This is a genomic window from Amycolatopsis sp. NPDC089917 (assembly GCF_040684635.1).
Classification (GTDB): domain Bacteria; phylum Actinomycetota; class Actinomycetes; order Mycobacteriales; family Pseudonocardiaceae; genus Amycolatopsis.
This window is the reverse complement of record NZ_JBFBGL010000035.1, coordinates 1-17,069: the sequence shown is the minus strand read 5'-3', so window position 1 is coordinate 17,069 and position 17,069 is coordinate 1. Positions and strand designations below refer to the sequence as shown.

General features: G+C 69.2%; 15 protein-coding genes. 8 read left to right on the top strand and 7 right to left on the bottom strand.

The genetic code is table 11. The features are described from left to right. Nucleotides 1-12: 12 nt before the first annotated feature. Complete coding sequence (glgP, locus tag AB0N89_RS24595) at nucleotides 13-2,553, bottom strand: alpha-glucan family phosphorylase (protein ID WP_364208194.1); 2,541 nt, start codon at nucleotides 2,551-2,553, stop codon at nucleotides 13-15. 140 nt (nucleotides 2,554-2,693) lie between these two features. Here glgP and AB0N89_RS24590 point away from each other — a divergent pair, with 140 nt between their 5' ends. Then, the gene (locus AB0N89_RS24590) at nucleotides 2,694-4,166 is read left to right on the top strand and encodes a neutral zinc metallopeptidase (RefSeq protein WP_364208191.1); all 1,473 of its coding nucleotides are present in this window, start codon (nucleotides 2,694-2,696) and stop codon (nucleotides 4,164-4,166) included. A gap of 177 nt (nucleotides 4,167-4,343) precedes the next feature. Here the strand turns inward: AB0N89_RS24590 and AB0N89_RS24585 are convergent, their stop codons facing one another. Beyond that, nucleotides 4,344-5,318, bottom strand: a complete 975-nt coding sequence (locus tag AB0N89_RS24585) for a tetratricopeptide repeat protein (protein ID WP_364208188.1) — start codon at nucleotides 5,316-5,318, stop codon at nucleotides 4,344-4,346. A 97-nt stretch (nucleotides 5,319-5,415) separates the two neighbouring features. Between AB0N89_RS24585 and AB0N89_RS24580 the strand changes: the two genes are divergently transcribed. After that, on the top strand, nucleotides 5,416-5,832 hold the full coding sequence (locus tag AB0N89_RS24580; RefSeq protein WP_364208185.1) for a hypothetical protein: 417 nt from the start codon (nucleotides 5,416-5,418) through the stop codon (nucleotides 5,830-5,832). Between the two features lies 1 nt (nucleotide 5,833). Here the strand turns inward: AB0N89_RS24580 and AB0N89_RS24575 are convergent, their stop codons facing one another. Further along, nucleotides 5,834-6,136, bottom strand: a complete 303-nt coding sequence (locus tag AB0N89_RS24575) for a thiamine-binding protein (RefSeq protein ID WP_364208182.1) — start codon at nucleotides 6,134-6,136, stop codon at nucleotides 5,834-5,836. An 87-nt stretch (nucleotides 6,137-6,223) separates the two neighbouring features. Here AB0N89_RS24575 and AB0N89_RS24570 point away from each other — a divergent pair, with 87 nt between their 5' ends. Beyond that, the gene (locus tag AB0N89_RS24570; RefSeq protein WP_184894533.1) at nucleotides 6,224-6,724 is read left to right on the top strand and encodes a MarR family transcriptional regulator; all 501 of its coding nucleotides are present in this window, start codon (nucleotides 6,224-6,226) and stop codon (nucleotides 6,722-6,724) included. A gap of 62 nt (nucleotides 6,725-6,786) precedes the next feature. Here AB0N89_RS24570 and AB0N89_RS24565 read toward each other — a convergent pair whose 3' ends face one another. The 4 genes from AB0N89_RS24565 to AB0N89_RS24550 form a co-directional block, all read right to left on the bottom strand. Continuing rightward, nucleotides 6,787-7,155: a DUF3817 domain-containing protein gene (locus AB0N89_RS24565; RefSeq protein WP_364208179.1), complete on the bottom strand. Its 369-nt coding sequence runs from the start codon at nucleotides 7,153-7,155 to the stop codon at nucleotides 6,787-6,789. 203 nt (nucleotides 7,156-7,358) lie between these two features. Next, nucleotides 7,359-9,746, bottom strand: a complete 2,388-nt coding sequence (locus tag AB0N89_RS24560) for a GH92 family glycosyl hydrolase (RefSeq protein WP_364208177.1) — start codon at nucleotides 9,744-9,746, stop codon at nucleotides 7,359-7,361. Between the two features lie 66 nt (nucleotides 9,747-9,812). Next, a complete protein-coding gene (locus AB0N89_RS24555) occupies nucleotides 9,813-11,123 on the bottom strand; it encodes an NAD(P)/FAD-dependent oxidoreductase (RefSeq protein ID WP_364208174.1) in 1,311 nt (436 codons plus the stop codon). Between the two features lie 87 nt (nucleotides 11,124-11,210). Next, nucleotides 11,211-11,816 (bottom strand): TetR/AcrR family transcriptional regulator, encoded by a 606-nt coding sequence (locus tag AB0N89_RS24550; protein WP_364208172.1) that lies wholly within the window; start codon nucleotides 11,814-11,816, stop codon nucleotides 11,211-11,213. 196 nt (nucleotides 11,817-12,012) lie between these two features. On the opposite strand from AB0N89_RS24550, the gene AB0N89_RS24545 reads away from it, so the two are divergent. The 5 genes from AB0N89_RS24545 to AB0N89_RS24525 are packed head-to-tail and all read left to right on the top strand — an operon-like array spanning nucleotide 12,013 to nucleotide 16,891. Continuing rightward, nucleotides 12,013-12,999: a LacI family DNA-binding transcriptional regulator gene (locus AB0N89_RS24545; RefSeq protein WP_364208408.1), complete on the top strand. Its 987-nt coding sequence runs from the start codon at nucleotides 12,013-12,015 to the stop codon at nucleotides 12,997-12,999. Then, complete coding sequence (locus tag AB0N89_RS24540; RefSeq protein WP_364208169.1) at nucleotides 12,996-14,051, top strand: mannose-6-phosphate isomerase; 1,056 nt, start codon at nucleotides 12,996-12,998, stop codon at nucleotides 14,049-14,051. Before AB0N89_RS24545 ends, AB0N89_RS24540 begins: the two co-directional genes overlap by 4 nt. Continuing rightward, the gene (locus AB0N89_RS24535) at nucleotides 14,048-14,812 is read left to right on the top strand and encodes an ATP-binding cassette domain-containing protein (RefSeq protein ID WP_364208166.1); all 765 of its coding nucleotides are present in this window, start codon (nucleotides 14,048-14,050) and stop codon (nucleotides 14,810-14,812) included. The genes AB0N89_RS24540 and AB0N89_RS24535 overlap by 4 nt, the downstream gene beginning before the upstream one ends. Then, nucleotides 14,809-15,870 (top strand): ABC transporter permease, encoded by a 1,062-nt coding sequence (locus AB0N89_RS24530; protein ID WP_364208163.1) that lies wholly within the window; start codon nucleotides 14,809-14,811, stop codon nucleotides 15,868-15,870. Before AB0N89_RS24535 ends, AB0N89_RS24530 begins: the two co-directional genes overlap by 4 nt. 31 nt (nucleotides 15,871-15,901) lie before the next feature. Continuing rightward, a complete protein-coding gene (locus AB0N89_RS24525; protein ID WP_364208160.1) occupies nucleotides 15,902-16,891 on the top strand; it encodes an ABC transporter substrate-binding protein in 990 nt (329 codons plus the stop codon). The last annotated feature ends 178 nt before the right edge of the window (nucleotides 16,892-17,069 follow it).

Genomic DNA, 17,069 nt, shown 5'->3' with positions numbered 1-17,069 from the left:
CGCGCAGAAGGCTTACGCGTGGACGACCCGGGCGAGTTCGGCCGGCGTGGCCAGCAGACGGTGTTTGGGCAGCACGCGGACCGTGTAGCCGATCGACCCCGGATGCGGCAGTTTCAGCCGCGCGGCGAACGCGCCGATCCCGTCGCCGGACATCGGGACGGTGAGGGGCCCGGTCAGCTCGTCCCCGTCGCCCACCTTCCCGACGACGGCCTGAACGTCCACTTCGGACGGATCGAGACCCGCGAGGTCGATCCGCGCCCGGATGGTCACCTCGGTCCCGGTGACCAGCGGGGCGGCGTCCTCGACGAGCAGTTCGGTGTCGAAGATCCGCACGCGCGGCCAGGAGACGTCGAGTTTGGTCCGGTACTCGGCCAGCGAAAGCGCGCCGCGATACCCGTCACCGGTCGCCTCGGCGACCATCCGCGAGGCGGGCAGGTACCCGGACTCGACGTACTCCCGCACCATCCGCGCGGCCTGCACGCGCGGCCCGAGGGTCTCCAGCGTGTGCCACACCATCGACAGCCACCCGCCGGGCACACCGCCGGCGTCACGGTCGTAGAACAGCGGCGCGATCTGGTGGCCCAGCAGGTCGTAGAGCGCCGCGGCCTCCAGTTCGTCGCGGCGCAGCGGGTCGGTGACGCCGTCCGCGGTCGGGATCGCCCAGCCGTTGCTGCCGTCGTAGCACTCGTCCCACCAGCCGTCGCGGATGGACAGGTTGAGGCCGCCGTTGAGCGCGGACTTCATCCCCGAGGTCCCGCACGCCTCCAGCTGACGGACCGGCGTGTTCAGCCAGACGTCGCAGCCGCGGTAGAGATAGCGCGCCATGGACATGTCGTAGTCCGGCAGGAAGACGATGCGGCGGCGCACCTCGGGATCGTCGACGAACCGGACGATCTGCTGGATCAGCTGCTTGCCGCCCTCGTCGGCCGGATGCGACTTGCCCGCGACGACGAGCTGGATCGGGCGCCGCTCGTCCAGCAGCAGCGCGCGCAGGCGGTCCGGGTCGCGCAGCATCAGCGTCAGCCGTTTGTACGTCGGCACGCGGCGCGCGAAACCGACGGTCAGCACGTCCGGGTCGAAGACCGTGTCGGTCCACCCGAGTTCGAGCGCGGACGCGCCGCGCTGCATCCACGCGGCCCGCACCCGGCGCCGCACCTCGGCGACCAGCTTCTCGCGCAGCTCACGCCGCAGAGCCCACAACTGCTCGTCGCTGACGCCGTCCCGCAGTGGCTTCCCCCGCGCGCCGTCGAGCCCCAGTTCCTCGTGGTTGCGGCCGAGCAGCGCGCTCAGTTCGCGCGCCACCCAGGTCGGGCCGTGGACGCCGTTGGTGACCGAGGAGACGGGTACCTCGTCGAAGTCGAACCCGGGCCACAGCCGGGAGAACATCCTCCGCGACACCCGGCCGTGCAGCGCCGAGACGCCGTTCGCCCGCTGGGCGAGCCGCAAACCCATGTGCGCCATGTTGAACAGACCGGGGTTGTCCTCCGCGCCGAGCGCGAGCACGCGGCGCGGGTCGACGTCCGGCACCAGCCTGCCGTCGGTGAAGTACCGCTGGACGAGGTCGACGGGGAACCGGTCGATACCGGCGCTGACCGGCGTGTGCGTGGTGAACACGGTGCCGGCGCGGACGGCGGGCAGCGCCTCGTCGAACGCCAGCCCGTCGGTCTGGATGATCTCGCGGGCGCGTTCCAGCCCGAGGAATCCGGCGTGACCTTCGTTGGTGTGGAACACCTTCGGCTGCGGATGCCCGGTCAGCTCGCAGTACCGCCGCACCGCGCGGAAGCCGCCGATCCCGGACAGGATCTCCTGCCGGATGCGGTGGTCCGCGTCGCCGCCGTAGAGCCTGTCGGTGACCGCGCGCAGGTCTTCGTCGTTGGCCTCGGTGTCGGTGTCGAGCAGCAGCAGCGGGATCCGGCCGACACGGGCCTTCCAGATCTGCGCGTGCAGCGTCCGCCCGGCGGGCATGGCGACGTCGACCACCACCGGCTCGCCGCCGTCGGTCAGCAGTTCCAGCGGGAAGGCGTTCGGATCGATCACCGGGTAGTGCTCGACCTGCCAGCCGTCGAGCGACAGCGCCTGCCGGAAGTACCCGGCGCGGTAGAGCAGCCCGACACCGATCATCGGCACGCCGAGGTCCGACGCGGCCTTGAGATGGTCGCCGGCGAGCACGCCGAGACCGCCGGAGTAGTTCGGCAGCGCCTCGGTGACGCCGAACTCCATCGAGAAGTACGCGACGGCCGGCGGCAGCTCGGCGTCATCCTGCTTCTGGTACCAGCGCGGCTCGGCGAGATACCGGTCCAGATCGGCGACCGCCTCGCGCGCGCGGGCGAGGAAGGCGTCGTCGACGGCCAGCTCGTCGAGCCGGGCCGGGGGCAGGGCGGTGAGCATCCGGAGCGGGTCGCGGACCCGGTTGAACAGCTCGGCGTCCATTGACGCGAACAGGTCGCGAGTGGGCGGATGCCAGGTCCAGCGCAGATTCGTGGCGAGGTCACCAAGGCCGGAGAGCGACTCCGGCAGGCTCGCGCGGACGGTGAACCGGCGGACTGCTCTCATGAGGAGCGACCATATCGGGACCGCCCCCACCCCGCTCAAGACCCACTTCGGGGATTACCTGCACGCGGGCCATAAGCGCTGGGTAGGGTCCCAGCTTGCCGGTGTACGCGCGGCCCGGTCGGGGCCCTGACGACAAGCGAGTGAAGATGATCCAAGGGGGATTGCGGGGCTTTCGCCGCCCGGCTCTGATCGCGATCGTGGCGGTGATGGCTCTCGGGCTCGGCGCCTGCAACGACAAGGGCGGCACCGCCGGGGGCCAGCAGGGCAGCCAGCCGGGAGCCGGTGACATCGCCGGTCTACCGGTCACCCACTTCGAGAGCGGGCTGAAGCCGGACGCCCCCAAGCCGGACCTGCAGGTCCGCAACGAGGACGGCTCCGAGGACGACCAGCTCGCCATCGCCGCGATCGCCGACGCGCAGACCTACTGGACCGAGGTCATGCCGCGCGACTTCGGCCAGCAGTACGAGCCGCTGAAGTCGCTGCTGTCCTACAGCGCGCGCTCCGATGACGAAGACACCAAATGCGGCAGCGTCAAGGGCCTGGTCAACGCCTTCTACTGCCCGCCTGACGACTCGGTGGCGTGGGACCGCGGCGTGCTGCTGCCGATGCTGCGCGAGCGGTTCGGGAAAATGGCCAGCGCCGTCGTGCTCGCGCACGAACTCGGGCACGCCGTGCAGTACCGGCTCGGCGAGAAGGCCAACATCAAGAAGAACACCCCGTCGATCGTCAAGGAGCAGCAGGCCGACTGCTTCGCCGGCGGCTACTTCCGCTGGGTCGCCGAGGAGAAGAGCAAGTTCTACAAGCTCTCCACCTCCGAGGGCCTGAACCAGGTCATGGCGTCGCTGTTCCTGATCCGCGACCAGGCGGGCACCAGCGCGACGAAGCAGGGCGCGCACGGCACCGCGTTCGACCGCACGTACGCGTTCCAGGTCGGGTTCGAGAAGGGCCCGAAGGAATGCGCCGCGATGAACGAGGAGAACATCAAGGCGCGCATCACCGAGCGCCCGTTCGACAAGGGTGACAAGGGCAAGGGCGACGCGAAGCTCGACGCCGAGATCATCGGGATCCTGAAGAAGAGCCTCGACGAGGCCTTCAAGGGCGCCGGCGTCCCGGGCCCGGAGATCACCGAGGACGGCAACGGCAGCTGCGCCGGCGGCCCCAGCACGCCGCCCGCGTCGTACTGCCCGTCGAACAACACCGTCAGCATCGACATGACCAAGCTGCGCGAACTCGCCCAGCCGGTCGACCAAGAGGCCGAGTGGAAGAGCGGGCAGAGCGAGGGCAAGGGCGACTTCGCCGCGTTCTCGGAAATCGCGTCCCGCTACGCCATGGGCATCCAGAAGGGTGTCGGCGCGTCGATCGACAACGCGAACGCCGGACTGCGCACCGCCTGCCTGGTCGGCGCGTGGGCGAAGGCCAGCTCGGTGCCCGGCGCGACGCTGCGGCTCTCGGCCGGTGACCTCGACGAGGCCATTTCGGACCTGCTGAGCCCGGAGAGCCTGGTCTCGGCCGACGTCAACGGCAAGCGCGTGGACAACGGTTTCGAGCGGATCGAGGCACTGCGGAAGGGCTACCTGGAGAGCTCTTCGGTGTGCTCGACCCAGTACGGCTGATCGGTCCGGTCACTGCTGCCTGAAGTGTCATGAAAGGGTCGTTCAGGACGAAAAACGTCCTAAACGACCCTTTCATGACACCCGGCCGGCCAACTGGCCCACCCGCGGCCCCCGAAGTACGTGAAGGCCCCCTTGCTTGCGTCTGGCGCAGGCAAGGGGGCCTTCATGTACTCAAGCTCAGTAAAGCGCGCTGGCCAGATCCCGCCGCGCCTTCATCACGCGCTCGTCCGCGGAGTCGAACAGCTCGAACAGCGCCACCAGGTGCTCCCGCGCCTTGTTGCGGTCGTCCCCCGCGGTCCGGCGCACGGCCGCGATCAGCCGCGCGAAGCCTGCTTCGGGCTCCTGCCCGGCGACTTCGAGGTCGGCGGCGGCGAGCTGGGCGTCGAGGTCGGCCGGGTCGGCGTCGGCCTTCGCGATCGCGTCCGGGCCGGCGGCCTCGGCGCGGGCGGTGAACTTGACCTGCGCGAGCGCGGTCTTGGCCTCCTCGTTCGCCGGCTCGACGTCGAGGATGCGCTCGTAGGCCGCCTGCGCCGCGGCGAAGTCACCACGTTCGAAGGCGTCCTCGGCCTCGGTGAACCGCTCGTCCTCCGGCACCTCGACACCGCCTCCGTTCTGCTCGGCGGCCTTGATGCCGGGCAGCCGGTCGCGCAGCGCGTCGAGCAGCGAACCGAGCCACTTGCGGATCTCGGGTTCGGGCAGCGCGCCCGAGAACGCGTCGACCGGCTGGCCGCCGCCGATGGCGATGACCGTCGGGATCGACTGCGCGCCGAAGAGCTGCGCGATGCGCGGGTTGGCGTCGACGTCCACCTTCGCGAGCACCCAGGCGCCGCCGGACTCGGCGGCCAGGCGTTCCAGCACCGGGCTGAGCTGCTTGCACGGCCCGCACCACTCGGCCCACAGGTCGACGACCACCAACTGCTGCAAGGACCGCTCGACGACCTCGGACTGGAAGGTCGCTTCGGTGACGTCGATCACGGCACCCGCCGTGGCGGGGCTCGGCGCGGCACCTTCGCCCGCCGGTGGCCGAGGCGGGGCGGGGGGCTGTTTCTGGGGCGCTTCGGCACGCGCCTTGAGCGCGGAAAGGTCGACCGCGCCGGAAAGCGCGGCGGACAGGGCCGCCGTCTTCGATGCTGATCCGCGTGGGTGTGTCACGCACCCATCCTGGCACGCATCCCCGACCGTTTCACCGCACGCCCCCGCCTGCCCGCTTGGCAGGACGCTCCCCGTCCGGCAGGCTCCCCACGAGGGGGTGATCGACATTCCGACACGCAGGACGGCGACGGTGGCCGTGGCGATCGCCATCGCGGTCACGTGGGTGAGCGTCATCACGGTGCTCATCGCCCATCAGCCCGATCCCGGCGTCGCCAGTCCCCGGCAACTCCGGGACGGCCTCGCCGCCGCGCTCAACGAACACGACGTCGAGGCCCTCTCCGAGCTCATCGACTATCCGCCCGCCTCGGCGGACGACTTCGCGAAGTCCTACATCGACGCGCTGGCGGGCCGCGGCGCCCACGACGTCACGGTGAAGTTCGCGCCGGACGACCTGGCGCCGACTTCGGCGACCGTCAGCGGGAAACTGGGCGACGGCAGCGTGTTCGGCTACCCGGTGGCCATCGCGGTCAAGGACAAGCTGTGGCTGGTGTCCTTCACCCCACCGCTCCCCTGACTTACTCGCTCAGGTGCTTCTCGACACGCTCCACCTTCGCGGTCAGCTGGCCTTCGTACCCCGGCCGGATGTCGGCCTTGAGCACCAGCCCGACCCGTGACGATCCCTCGCCCGCGGCCTCGACGGCGCGCTTGACGACGTCCATCACCTGGTTCCAGTTGTCTCCTTCGATGTTGGTGAACATCGCGTTGGTCGAATTCGGCAGGCCGGACTCGCGCACCACTTTCACCGCGCGGGCGACCGCTTCGCTGACACCGCCGTCTTCTTCACTGGCAGACGGGCTGACGCTGAAGGCCACGATCATCTTCTGCTCCTCCTCAGGACGCTTTTCCCACGCATAACACCCGGTAGCGCGGCATGGCACGGGTACCCACTGGTAACTTCGAGCGCCATGAGCCGTCCGTTGCCGTTCGACCCGATCGCCCGCGCGGCGCAGCTGTGGGAGGCCCGCATCGGGCCGTCCGAAACCATGGCCGCGGTGACCGGGATCATGCGCGTGCAGCAGATCATCCAATCCGCCGTGGACGGCGCGCTCAAACCGCACGGGCTGACCTTCGCCCGGTACGAGGCGCTGGTGCTGCTGACCTTCGCCCGCGCGTCCCACCTGCCGATGCGCGTGATGGGCGAGCGGCTGCAGCTGCACCCGACGAGCGTCACCAACATCGTCGACAGGCTGGAGAAGGACGGTCTGGTCAAGCGCGTCCCGCATCCGACCGACCGCCGGACCACGCTGGTCGAAATCACCGGCGAAGGCCGCGCACGCCGTGAAGAGGCCACCAAGGCCGTCACCGAGATCGACTTCGGGCTGACCGGGCTCACCGGCAAGCAGACCGAGCAGCTGACCGACCTGCTCACCAAGGTCCGCAAGGCCACCGGCGACTTCACCGAATAACACCGGAACACGGGAAAGGCCCCTGTCCGGCTGGACGGGGGCCTTTCACGTAGCGATCAAGATCAGGCGGCAGCGGGCTCGGGGGTCTTGGCCACGAACAGGCCGACGCCGCCGTGCGACAGCCGCTGCGGGCCGTCCAGCTTGCCGTTGCGCAGCGCCCAGGACTCGAACAACCAGGTGAACAGCGGCGGGATGCTGGAGAGCAGCGCGAGGATCAGGGTCTTCGGGCGCCAGCCGAGCGGCTTCGCCACGGACAGGGAGACCAGCACGTAGAGGACGAACACGACGCCGTGCACCATGCCGAGGACGGGAACGCCGCCTTCGCCGAGCTTGACGGCGTACTTGAGGAACATCCCGACCAGCAGCCCGGCCCACGAAAGGGCTTCGGCTACCGCGGCCACGCGGAATACTAGAGCGGCCTTGCTGGACACTTTCTCCTCCTGTGGGGTCTCACCACTATGTGTGCCTACATGACTACGTCCGACGAGCACTGTCCAAGGCGGACTCGCCAGGGACGTCAACAGCGCTGTCGGACGTGGTAATACCAGTGTGAGGCGTGACGGCCCTCACCGGAACACCGGGGGTCGTGATGCTGCTCACGACCCCCGGTACGAACCGGTCTAAACCACTCGGATCACCCGGCGCACGGCGATTTCGGCGCGCCTTCCGGGCCGGTCGCCCAGGTGGCCTTCGCCACATCCTCGGTGAGCTTGAAGTCCAAAGTGGTCCCTCGCGTCAGCTGCTCCAGACCGACGTAGGCCCGCTGCGAACCGGATCCCAGCCCTTGGACGTACTGCAGCTTCGACGCGTCGGCGCCGTCGGCCTTGATCGTGATGCCACGGCCGTTCTCCAGGTGCACCACCGACTTCTCGAACCTCGGCGCGTTGAGCACGAACTGCCCGGTGCCCGGCACCGCCGGATACAGGCCCAGCGCACTGAAGACATACCAGGCGGACATGGTCCCGAGGTCGTCGTTCCCGGTGACACCGTTGGGCGCGTTGGTGAACAACGTGTGCGCCGCGCGGACGACGGCCGAGGTCTTCCACGGCTGCCCGGTGAGCGTGTACATCCAGGGCGAGTGCAGATCCGGCTCGTTGTTCGGGTTGTAGCGGAACTGGTTGTAGTAGTTGTACGGACCGACGACCCATTCCTCGCGCACGGTCTTCGCCGGATCCTTCAGCAGATCTCCGTAGGCGAAGAAGTCGTCGAGCCGCTTGCCGGCGTTTTCCTTGCCGCCCATGCGCTCGACCAGACCGGGCACGTCCTGCTGGGTCAGCCACTGGTACTGCCAGGACGTGCCTTCGTGGAAGCCGTCCGGGCTCTGCGGGGTGTACGGCTTGTCCGCCGGGCTGAACCAGTCACCGCCGGTGACCTTGGGCCGGTAGAACCCGGTGAAGCCGCGGTCGGTCACCGACGAGTCCCACAGCGTGCGATAGCTGCGTCCCTTGTCGGCCAACGCCTTGGCATCGTCCTTCTTGCCGAGACCGGCGGCCATGATCGAAAGCGAGCAGTCCGCGAGCGCGTATTCCAAGGTGGCCGAAGCGCCGTGGTTCGGGTCGGTGTCCTGCCCCTTCTTCGGGAAGTCCTTGTCGTACTGGACGAACCCGTCCTTCTGGTAGCTCGCGTTCCCCGAACGGCCCTGGAACGGGGACGACGCGGGCGGGATCTCGCGCGAGTTCTGCAGAAGTGCCTGGTACGCCTTGAACTCCTGCCCGGACAACGCGCCGAACCGCCACAGGTCGACCAGGAACGGGGTGACCGGATCGCCGGTCATCGTGTTCGTCTCCTGGTTCGCGTACGCCCAGCGCGGCAGCCAGCCACCCTGGTCGTGGATGGCGAGCACGGACTTCGCGACATCCTTCGCCCGCGCCGGCCGCAGGAGCGCGAGCAGCTGGTTCTGGGTGCGATAGGTGTCCCACAGCGAGAAGAACTCGTAGTACGTCCAACCCAGCGCGCGGTGGATCTTGTCGTCGAACCCGCGGTAGCGGCCGTCGGCGTCGTTGCCGGTCAGCGGCTGCAGAAGCGCGTGGTAGAGCGAGGTGTAGAACACCGTGCGGTCGTCTTTCGCGCCGCCCTTGATGTCCACTGAGGACAGTTCCTTGCGCCAGGCGCGCTGGGCGCCGTCACGGACCGCGTCGAACGAGCGGCCCTTCTCGGACGCCAGGTTGCGCTTGGCGCCGGAAGCGTCCACATGGGAGATCGCCGTCGTGGCGGTGACCTGCCCGCCGCCGAAGGTCAGCCAGGCGCCACGCAGGCCCTCACCACCGGCGGACTCCTTCGAGCCCGGCGTGCCACCCGTCGGCGACCAGGTGCCGAAGGACTTGAAGGGTTTGTCGAACGTCGTGGTGAACCAGGTCTTGTACGGCTTCCCGCCGCAGAACGCCTGCGACTCCACCATTCCCTCGACCGTCCGGTCCCCGACGACGCGGATCTGGCTCGCCGTCACGGGTTCCTTGTCGTTGGCCTGGCCGACGTTGACGAACACGTTGGCGTCACCGGACTTCGAGAAGGTGTACCGCTCGACGCCGGTCCGCGTGGTCGCGGTCGTCTCCGCGTCGACGCCGCCGTAGCCGGTGAGCCGCACCTTGTAGTAGCCGGGCTTCCCGACCTCGCCCTCGTGCGTGTACGGCGAGGCGTACTTCTTGTGGTCGAAGGTGTCCGGTTTCGAGGTGTCGAACGCCGCGCCGGGACCGACCGCGCCGGTCGTGGGCAGGGACGACACGAGGCCGCCCTGCTCCCAGCAGCCCGCGCCGGACAGGAAGAAATGCCCGAAGCCGCGGATCGCGGTGTCGTCGTAGCGATATCCGGCGTAATGCGAGGAAATCGGGCTGACCTGGGTCATCCCGAAAGGCGCCGAGGCGCCGGGGAAGGTGTTGCCGTCGTCCTTGGTGCCGATGAAGGTGTTGACAGCGTCCACGGGGTCGCCACCGGGTGCCGCCGCCGCGACGGGCGTGAGGAGCCCGGCGGGAACGACCAGTGCGGTGAGCAACCCGGCGACGCGGGTCGAAGTGCGTGCAGGCATGGGAAAGGCCGCCTCCTGACAACGTTGTCGCTGCCTGCTCACCTTCGGCAAGAACAGACCACCCGGTCAAGAGGTCCGCCGAACCCTGTCCGATTCGGGACATGCCCGGCCGAGCGCCTCGGCGACCTCCCGCGCCGCCCGTTCGCCCGCTTCGATGGCGCCGTCGAGATAGCCGGGATGCTCACGGGCGGATTCCGAGCCCGCCCAGTGCACCGGCCCGATCGGGGTGGCCGGGATCGGCGGGAAGCCGTCGGTGGCACCGGGTTCGGGCAGCGCCGTGTAGCCACCGCCGGCGTGCTCGTCGAGGTGCCACGCCTTTTCGTGCCAGTCCGCGGGTTCGAGCACGGCCGAGCCGAGACGCGGGACCAGCGGCCGGAGCAACACGTCCCGGCGGGCTTCGAGGTCCAGCCCGTCGAGACGCCGCGCCCGTGGACCGCCCACCAGCACGCACAGATGCCCGGGCCCGCCGGGTGCGGTGGTGTCGAAGACGGCTTGCCCCAAGCCGTCCAGCACGAGGAGTTCGCCGCTCGCGCGCTCGCGCCAGAACGGCCGTCCGTAGACCGCGATCGCCTTGCGCACCGTCCCCATGTAGCTGTTTTCCTCCAGGTCGAGCCGCTGTCGCGGAAGCGGGGGCTCGTGCCCGATCCGGGCGGCGACCGGCGGCGGCACGGAGACGACGACCTTGGCGGCCCGCAGCCGCTCTGTCGCCGTCCGCACGGTGACGCCGTCTTCGTCGCGGACGATCGACGTGACCGCGGCCCCGGTCCGCACCCGCCCGCCAAGTTCGGCGGCGAGACCGTCGACGAGCGTCCCCATCCCCTCGGCGAGCAGGGCCTCCTGCGCCCCGCCGCTGGTCGAGAGCATGGTCCGCAGGCCGCCCTGGACGCGGATCATCCTGGCCATCGCCCCGAGGGAGAACCTGTCGAGGTCGGCGGTCCACGACACCGAGGCCACCGTTTCCAGCAGCCCGCGCGCCCGGCGACCCGGGATCGCGCGCAGCACCGACGCGAGTGTGGTGTGGTTCCACCGCGCGGGCGTCCCGGTCCGGGCCAGGACGGCCGCCGCGGCCAGCGCGAGACCGGCGGGCACCAGGGCGGGCGACAGCGGCACCCGGCGGCCCCCCTCGACCAGCCCGGGAACCGTCCCGGTGCGCATGGGGAACTTGGTGGCGCCGAGTTCGGCCGCCAGCGCCGTGACCCGGTGATGATCGGGCCCGATCCACTGCCCGCCGAGATCGAGCCGGGAACCCAGCGCCGTCGTCTCGCTCAGGACGCGCCCGCCGATCCGGTCGGCTGCTTCCAGCACTATGACGTCGACGCCCTGACGGTGCAGGGCGCGGGCCGCCACCAGTCCCGACAGTCCGGCACCGACCACCACGACGGTGCGTCCATGACCTCTCCCTCAACTCAGTCAGTCGTATGACTTGACCGTAGGGCAGTCGAGGACGATCGGCAACGACGCAGGTCAGGCGGGCCGGATGCCGGCGGTGGCGATGAGCATGGCGACGACGGTGTCGAGATCGGCGCGGGCGCGCTCTTCGTCGGGGTCGCAGACGTACTGCACGATGAGCCCGTCGACGCCGGCGAGCATGACCCTGGCGAGCCGGTCGTAGGACAGCGCGCACGTTTCACCCGCCCGGACGGCGGCTTCCCGGCACCAGTCGGTCAGCACGTCGACATAGCGCCCGTACTGCCAGCGCGCCAGGCTTTCCTGCCCGGGCCTGCGGAGCGTGTAGTGCAGCAGTTCACCCTGCATGAGCTGCAGCTTGACGTGGTCGGCGACCAGCGACGTCCAGAAGCTCGTCAGCCCCTGCCGGATCGCGTGCGCCAGTCCGCGGTCGAGTTCGACGGCGCCGGTCAGCACGGTCGAGATCTCCTCGACGACGTCCTCGATCACCGCCCGCAGCAACGCCTCCTTGCTGGAAAAGACGTATTGCAGCGTGCCGAGCGGGACGCCGGCCTCGGCGGCGACCGCCCGCAGGGTCGTCGCCGCGACACCGTCGCGCAGCATCACCTCGCGAGCGGCGGCGACGAACTGCCTGCTGCGCACCGACGCTTCGACATACGGCATTTCCCCGCTCCCCTCTCGATCGTCATGACCCTGCCACAGCCCGGTCCGCGTAACGGTTCGACCTCGGAACGCGTCTTCTCGGTGAACCGGGCATTGACATCACCACTTCACTCGCGTTTCAATTCCCGCCACTATGACAACGTTGTCTTCCAGCGGACCGGACAACGTCCACCGCACCACCAGCCGACGGGCCACGATGAGCGACGTGGCCCGGCTCGCGGGCGTGAGCATCAAGACCGTCTCGCGGGTAGTGAACGACGAGCCCGCCGTCCATCCGGACACCGCGGAGCGCGTCATGGCGGCGATCGAGCAGCTCGGCTTCCGGCGCAACCTCGGCGCGCGGAACCTGCGGCGCGGCTCGACGACCGGGACGATCGGCCTGATCGTCGAAGACGTCGGGAACCCCTTCTATTCGGAGCTCAACCGGGCCGTCGAACGGATCGCGACCTCGTTCGGCCGTCAGGTGCTGACCGGTTCGTCGGAGGAGAACTCCGACCGCGAACGCGAGCTGGTGCTGGAGTTCTGCTCCCGCCGCGTCGACGGGATCCTCGTCGTCCCGGCCGGGATGCAGCACGGGTACCTCGTCCCCGAGATGCGCGCCGGCACTCCCGTCGTGTTCCTCGACCGGCCCGCCGGCGACATCGTGGCCGACACGGTGCTGGTCGACAACATCGGCGGCACCGTCGAAGCGGTCGCCCAGCTGGTGAAGCACGGCCACCGCCGGATCGCGTTCCTCGCCGACAGCCCGGACATCTTCACCGCGGGTGAACGCCTGCGGGGATTCCGGGAAGGCTGTGTCCGCAACGGGATCCCGTACGACGAGAGCCTCGTCGTGATGCGGACCCCGACGGCCGAGAGCGTCGGCGACGCCGTGCGCCGCCTGCTCACCGGGCCGAATCCGGCCACCGCCGTGATCGCGGGCAACAACCGGGTCGCGGTACACCTGCTGCGCGCGCTGGCGCACGCGCGGCGGCGGCCCGCGATGATCAGCTTCGACGACTTCGAACTGGCGGATCTGCTGGATCCGCCGGTCTCCGTGATCGCGCACGACGTGAGCGCACTGGGCCGGGCGGCCGCGGAACTGCTGTTCGCCCGGGTCCAGGGAGATCAATCCGCACCGAGAAAGGTAGTTCTGCCCGTGCATCTCGTAGCCCGCGGTTCCGGGGAGGTCGCCCCTTCATGAGCGGTCACCTCGAACCGATCCGCCTGCCGGCGAACCAGCCGCCGCAGTTCTACCGCGGCGGCGACGCCATCGCCGCGTTGCGGGGCGCTTCGTCGGAATCCAAGTACGGCCCCGAAGACTGGGTCGGCTCGGCCACCACGATGTTCGGCCAAGAGACCAACGGCCTGACCGAACTCCCCAGCGGGGTCTGGCTGCGCGACGCCGTCCGCGAGAACCCCTCGGCCTGGCTCGGCGCCAAGCACGTCGAGGCGCTCGGCGATTCGACCGGCCTGCTGGTGAAGCTGCTCGACGCGGGCCAGCGCCTGCCGGTGCACTTCCACCCGTCGGACTCGTTCGCGCGGCGGCATTTCGACTCGCACTTCGGCAAGACCGAGGCGTGGATCGTGGTCGGCACCTACGGCGACGACCCCCGCGTCTACCCGGGCTTCAAGGAGACCGTCGACAAGGCCACGGTCAACGAATGGGCCCGCAGCCAGGACGCTCCCGCCATGCTCGGCGCGCTGAACAGCGTCGCGGTGACGCCCGGCGACACGGTCTACATCCCGGCCGGGCTGCCGCACGCGATCGGCGAAGGCGTGTTCGTCGTCGAGCTCCAGCAGCCGACCGACTTCTCGCTGACCCTGGAATGGCGCGACTTCCTGGCGAACCCGGAGAAGGCGCACCTCGGGATCGGCTTCGAAACCGCCATCGAAACGCTGGACACCTCGGGCTGGGACGAAGAACGCCTCGGCTCGATCGTCAAGCGCACCGCGGGCGACACAGCGTCCACTGTGGACCTGCTCGCTGACGGCAGTGACGCATTCTTCCGCGCCGACCAGCTCCGGCCCGGCGCTTCCGGTGGGACGACAACGTTGTCACTCGACCCGTCGTTCGCGGTGCTGGTCGTCATGGACGGCTCGGGAACGCTCCGGACCGAACACGGCGGCGAGTACGCGCTGCGCAAGGGCGAGACCTTCGTGGTCCCGCACGACGCCGGTCAATCCACTGTGGAGGGCGACGTCACGGTCATCCGCTGCAGGCCACCGGCACCGGAGAAGAGGGAGCGATCGTGAGCGAACTCCTGCTCGACGCCCAGAACCTGGTCAAACGGTACGGCTCGGTCGAAGCCCTGCGCGGCGCGTCCTTCCAGGCCCGCGCCGGTGAGGTCACCGCGCTGATCGGCGACAACGGCGCGGGGAAGTCCACTTTGGTCAAATGCCTGTCCGGCGCGGAGCAGCCGACGTCGGGCAAGATCCTGCTCGACGACGTCGAGGCCCACCTGGACTCCCCCACCACGGCACGGAAGATGGGGATCGAGACGGTTTACCAGGACCTCGCGGTCGCGCCGGAACTCGACCCGGCCGCGAACCTGTTCCTGGGCAGGGAGATCCACCGCAAGGGGATCCTCGGCAAGCTGGGGATGCTGGACAAGAAGGAGATGCGGCGCCAGGCCGTGGACGAGTTCCAGCGGCTCGGCGTGACCCTGCAGAGCACGGACGTCCCGATCGGCTCGCTTTCGGGCGGACAGCGGCAAAGCGTCGCGGTCGCGCGGTCGGTCGTCTGGGCTTCGAAGGTCGTGTTCATGGACGAGCCGACGGCCGCGCTCGGCGTCGTGCAGCGCGAACGCGTGCTCGACGTGATCAAGAAGGTGCGGGACAAGGGCATCGCCGTCGTGTTGATCAGCCACAACATGCCCGAGGTGCTGTCGGTGGCCGACCGCATCGAGGTGCTGCGGCTCGGCAAGCGCGTCGCCCGGTTCACCGGCGCCGACACGAAACTGGAAGACCTGGTCGCCGCGATGACGGGCGCCCTCGTACAAGAGGAGGCGGCGTGACCGTGTCCACTCCGACTAAGAAGGATCCCGAGATCCAGACCTCCGTGGACGGCGGCTTCGGCAAGCGGTCGATCGGCCAGCGGATGATCGGGGCCAACACGTTCTGGATCGCGCTGGTGCTGCTGGCGCTGATCATCGTGTTCACCGCGATCGCGCCCGCCGAGTTCGCGACGCTGTTCACCTTCCAGACGCTGCTCATCGAGACCTCGGTGCTGCTGGTGCTCTCGGTCGGCATGACGTTCGTGATCATCACCTCGGGCATCGACCTGTCGGTCGGTTCCGTGCTGATCTTCGCGGGCATGGTGGCGGGCAAGACGATGGAGGCGATGAGCCCGGGTGGTGACGCGACGAAGGCGGGCTGGGACGTCATCATGGTCGGCCTGCTCGCCGCTGTCGTCGCCGGCACGATCTGGGGCCTCATCAACGGTTTCCTGATCGCGGTGGCGAACATCCCGCCGCTGATCGTCACGCTCGGCACGATGGGTGCCGCGCTCGGCGCCGCGTATCTGCTGAACAACGGGTCCGACGTGCGCAGCGTGCCGACCGAGCTCAACAAGACGCTCGGCTACGGGACGTCGTTCGGCGGGGTGCCGAACCTGGTGCTGGTGGCCGTGGTGATCACGCTGATCGGCGCCTGGCTGTTGCACACCACCAAATTCGGCCGCTACACCTACGCCGTCGGCTCCAACGCCGAGGGCGCGCGCCGGGCGGGCATCGGCGTGACCGCGCATCTGCTGAAGGTGTACACGCTCACCGGTTTCCTCGCCGGTGTCGCCGGTTTCCTTTCGCTGGCGTACTACGCGTCGACGACGATTTCGGCGCACACCACCGACAACCTCAACGCCATCGCCGCCACGGTGATGGGCGGCACGAGCCTCTTCGGCGGTGTCGGTTCGGTGCTGGGCACGGTGATCGGCGTGTTCATCCCGGCCGTGCTGAAGAAGGGCTTCAACATCACGCAGGTCCAGGACTTCTGGCAGATGATCGCGGTCGGCGCGGTGCTGATCGCCGCGGTCTGGTTCGACCAGCGGCGCCGCCGTCGCCGCAATTCCCGCTAGTTCTCCCTACGCACAAAGAGGTGCAATCCCCATGAAGAAGACCCTGCTCGTCACCGGCGCCGCGCTCTCGGCGGCCCTCCTGCTGACCGCGTGCGGCGGTGGCACCGTCGGCGAGTCGTCCTCGGGCGACTCCGGCGCGAAGACCAACAACAAGAAGCTGTCGCTGATCCCGGGTGTGCAGGCCGAGCCGTTCTACATCTCGATGCAGTGCGGTGCCGAGGCCGAGGCCAAGAAGTCCGGCTACGAGATCACCACGCAGGCGCCGCAGAAGTTCGACGCGGCCATGCAGACCCAGCTGGTCAACGCGCTGGGCTCGAACCCGCCCGCCGCGCTGCTCATCGCGCCGACCGACGCGCAGGCGATGCTCGCGCCGATCCAGCAGGTCAAGACCCGCGGCGCGAAGATCATCGAGGTCGACACCGCGCTCAAGGACACCGGCGTGGCCGAGTCGTCGATCTCCTCGGACAACGCCGAGGGCGGCAAGCTCGCCGCGAAGACGCTGGCGGAACTGGCCGCGGGCAAGAGCGGTTCGGTGCTGGTGCTCGACACGATCGCCGGCACCTCGACCACGAACACCCGCGCGAAGGGTTTCGAGGACGAGCTGAAGAACTACCCGAACCTGAAGTCGGCGGGCGTTCAATTCACCCAGAACGAGCCCGACCAGGCCGCGTCCAAGGTGACCGCCGCGCTGGCCTCCACCCCGGACCTGATCGGCATCTTCGCGACCAACCTCAACACCGGTGAGGGCGCCGCGACCGGCCTGCGGAACGCGGGCAAGATCGGCGCGGTCAACCTGGTCGGCTTCGACGCTTCGCCGTCGGAGATCGAGGGCCTGAAGAAGGGCGAGTACCAGGGCCTCATCGCGCAGGACCCGGCCTCCATCGGGCAGCAGGGCGTCCAGCAGGCCATCGCGGCGCTGGAGGGCAAGCCGGTCACGCGCAACCTGACCGCTTCGCTGCACTCCATCACCAAGGCGAACATGGACGCGAACGCGCAGTACTTCTACAAGCAGAGCTGCTGACGCGCTTCGGGCCCCCTCCGTGTGTGTCATGAGGGGTCCCCATGAGACAGATCTTGTCCCATGGGGACCCCTCATGACATCCGGGCACCTCACCGTGAGGTGCCCGGGCAGGTGTCATGAAAGGGTCGTTCAGGACGTTTTTCGTCCTGAACGACCCTTTCATGACATCCGGGACCCC

Coding starts and splice junctions, on each gene's coding strand:
- glgP (WP_364208194.1), bottom strand. CDS start 2,553: ATGAGAGCAGTCCGCCGGTTCACCGTCCGCGCGAGCCTGCCGGAGTCG.
- AB0N89_RS24575 (WP_364208182.1), bottom strand. CDS start 6,136: ATGATCGTGGCCTTCAGCGTCAGCCCGTCTGCCAGTGAAGAAGACGGC.
- AB0N89_RS24570 (WP_184894533.1), top strand. CDS start 6,224: ATGAGCCGTCCGTTGCCGTTCGACCCGATCGCCCGCGCGGCGCAGCTG.
- AB0N89_RS24560 (WP_364208177.1), bottom strand. CDS start 9,746: ATGCCTGCACGCACTTCGACCCGCGTCGCCGGGTTGCTCACCGCACTG.
- AB0N89_RS24550 (WP_364208172.1), bottom strand. CDS start 11,816: ATGCCGTATGTCGAAGCGTCGGTGCGCAGCAGGCAGTTCGTCGCCGCC.
- AB0N89_RS24545 (WP_364208408.1), top strand. CDS start 12,013: ATGAGCGACGTGGCCCGGCTCGCGGGCGTGAGCATCAAGACCGTCTCG.
- AB0N89_RS24540 (WP_364208169.1), top strand. CDS start 12,996: ATGAGCGGTCACCTCGAACCGATCCGCCTGCCGGCGAACCAGCCGCCG.
- AB0N89_RS24525 (WP_364208160.1), top strand. CDS start 15,902: ATGAAGAAGACCCTGCTCGTCACCGGCGCCGCGCTCTCGGCGGCCCTC.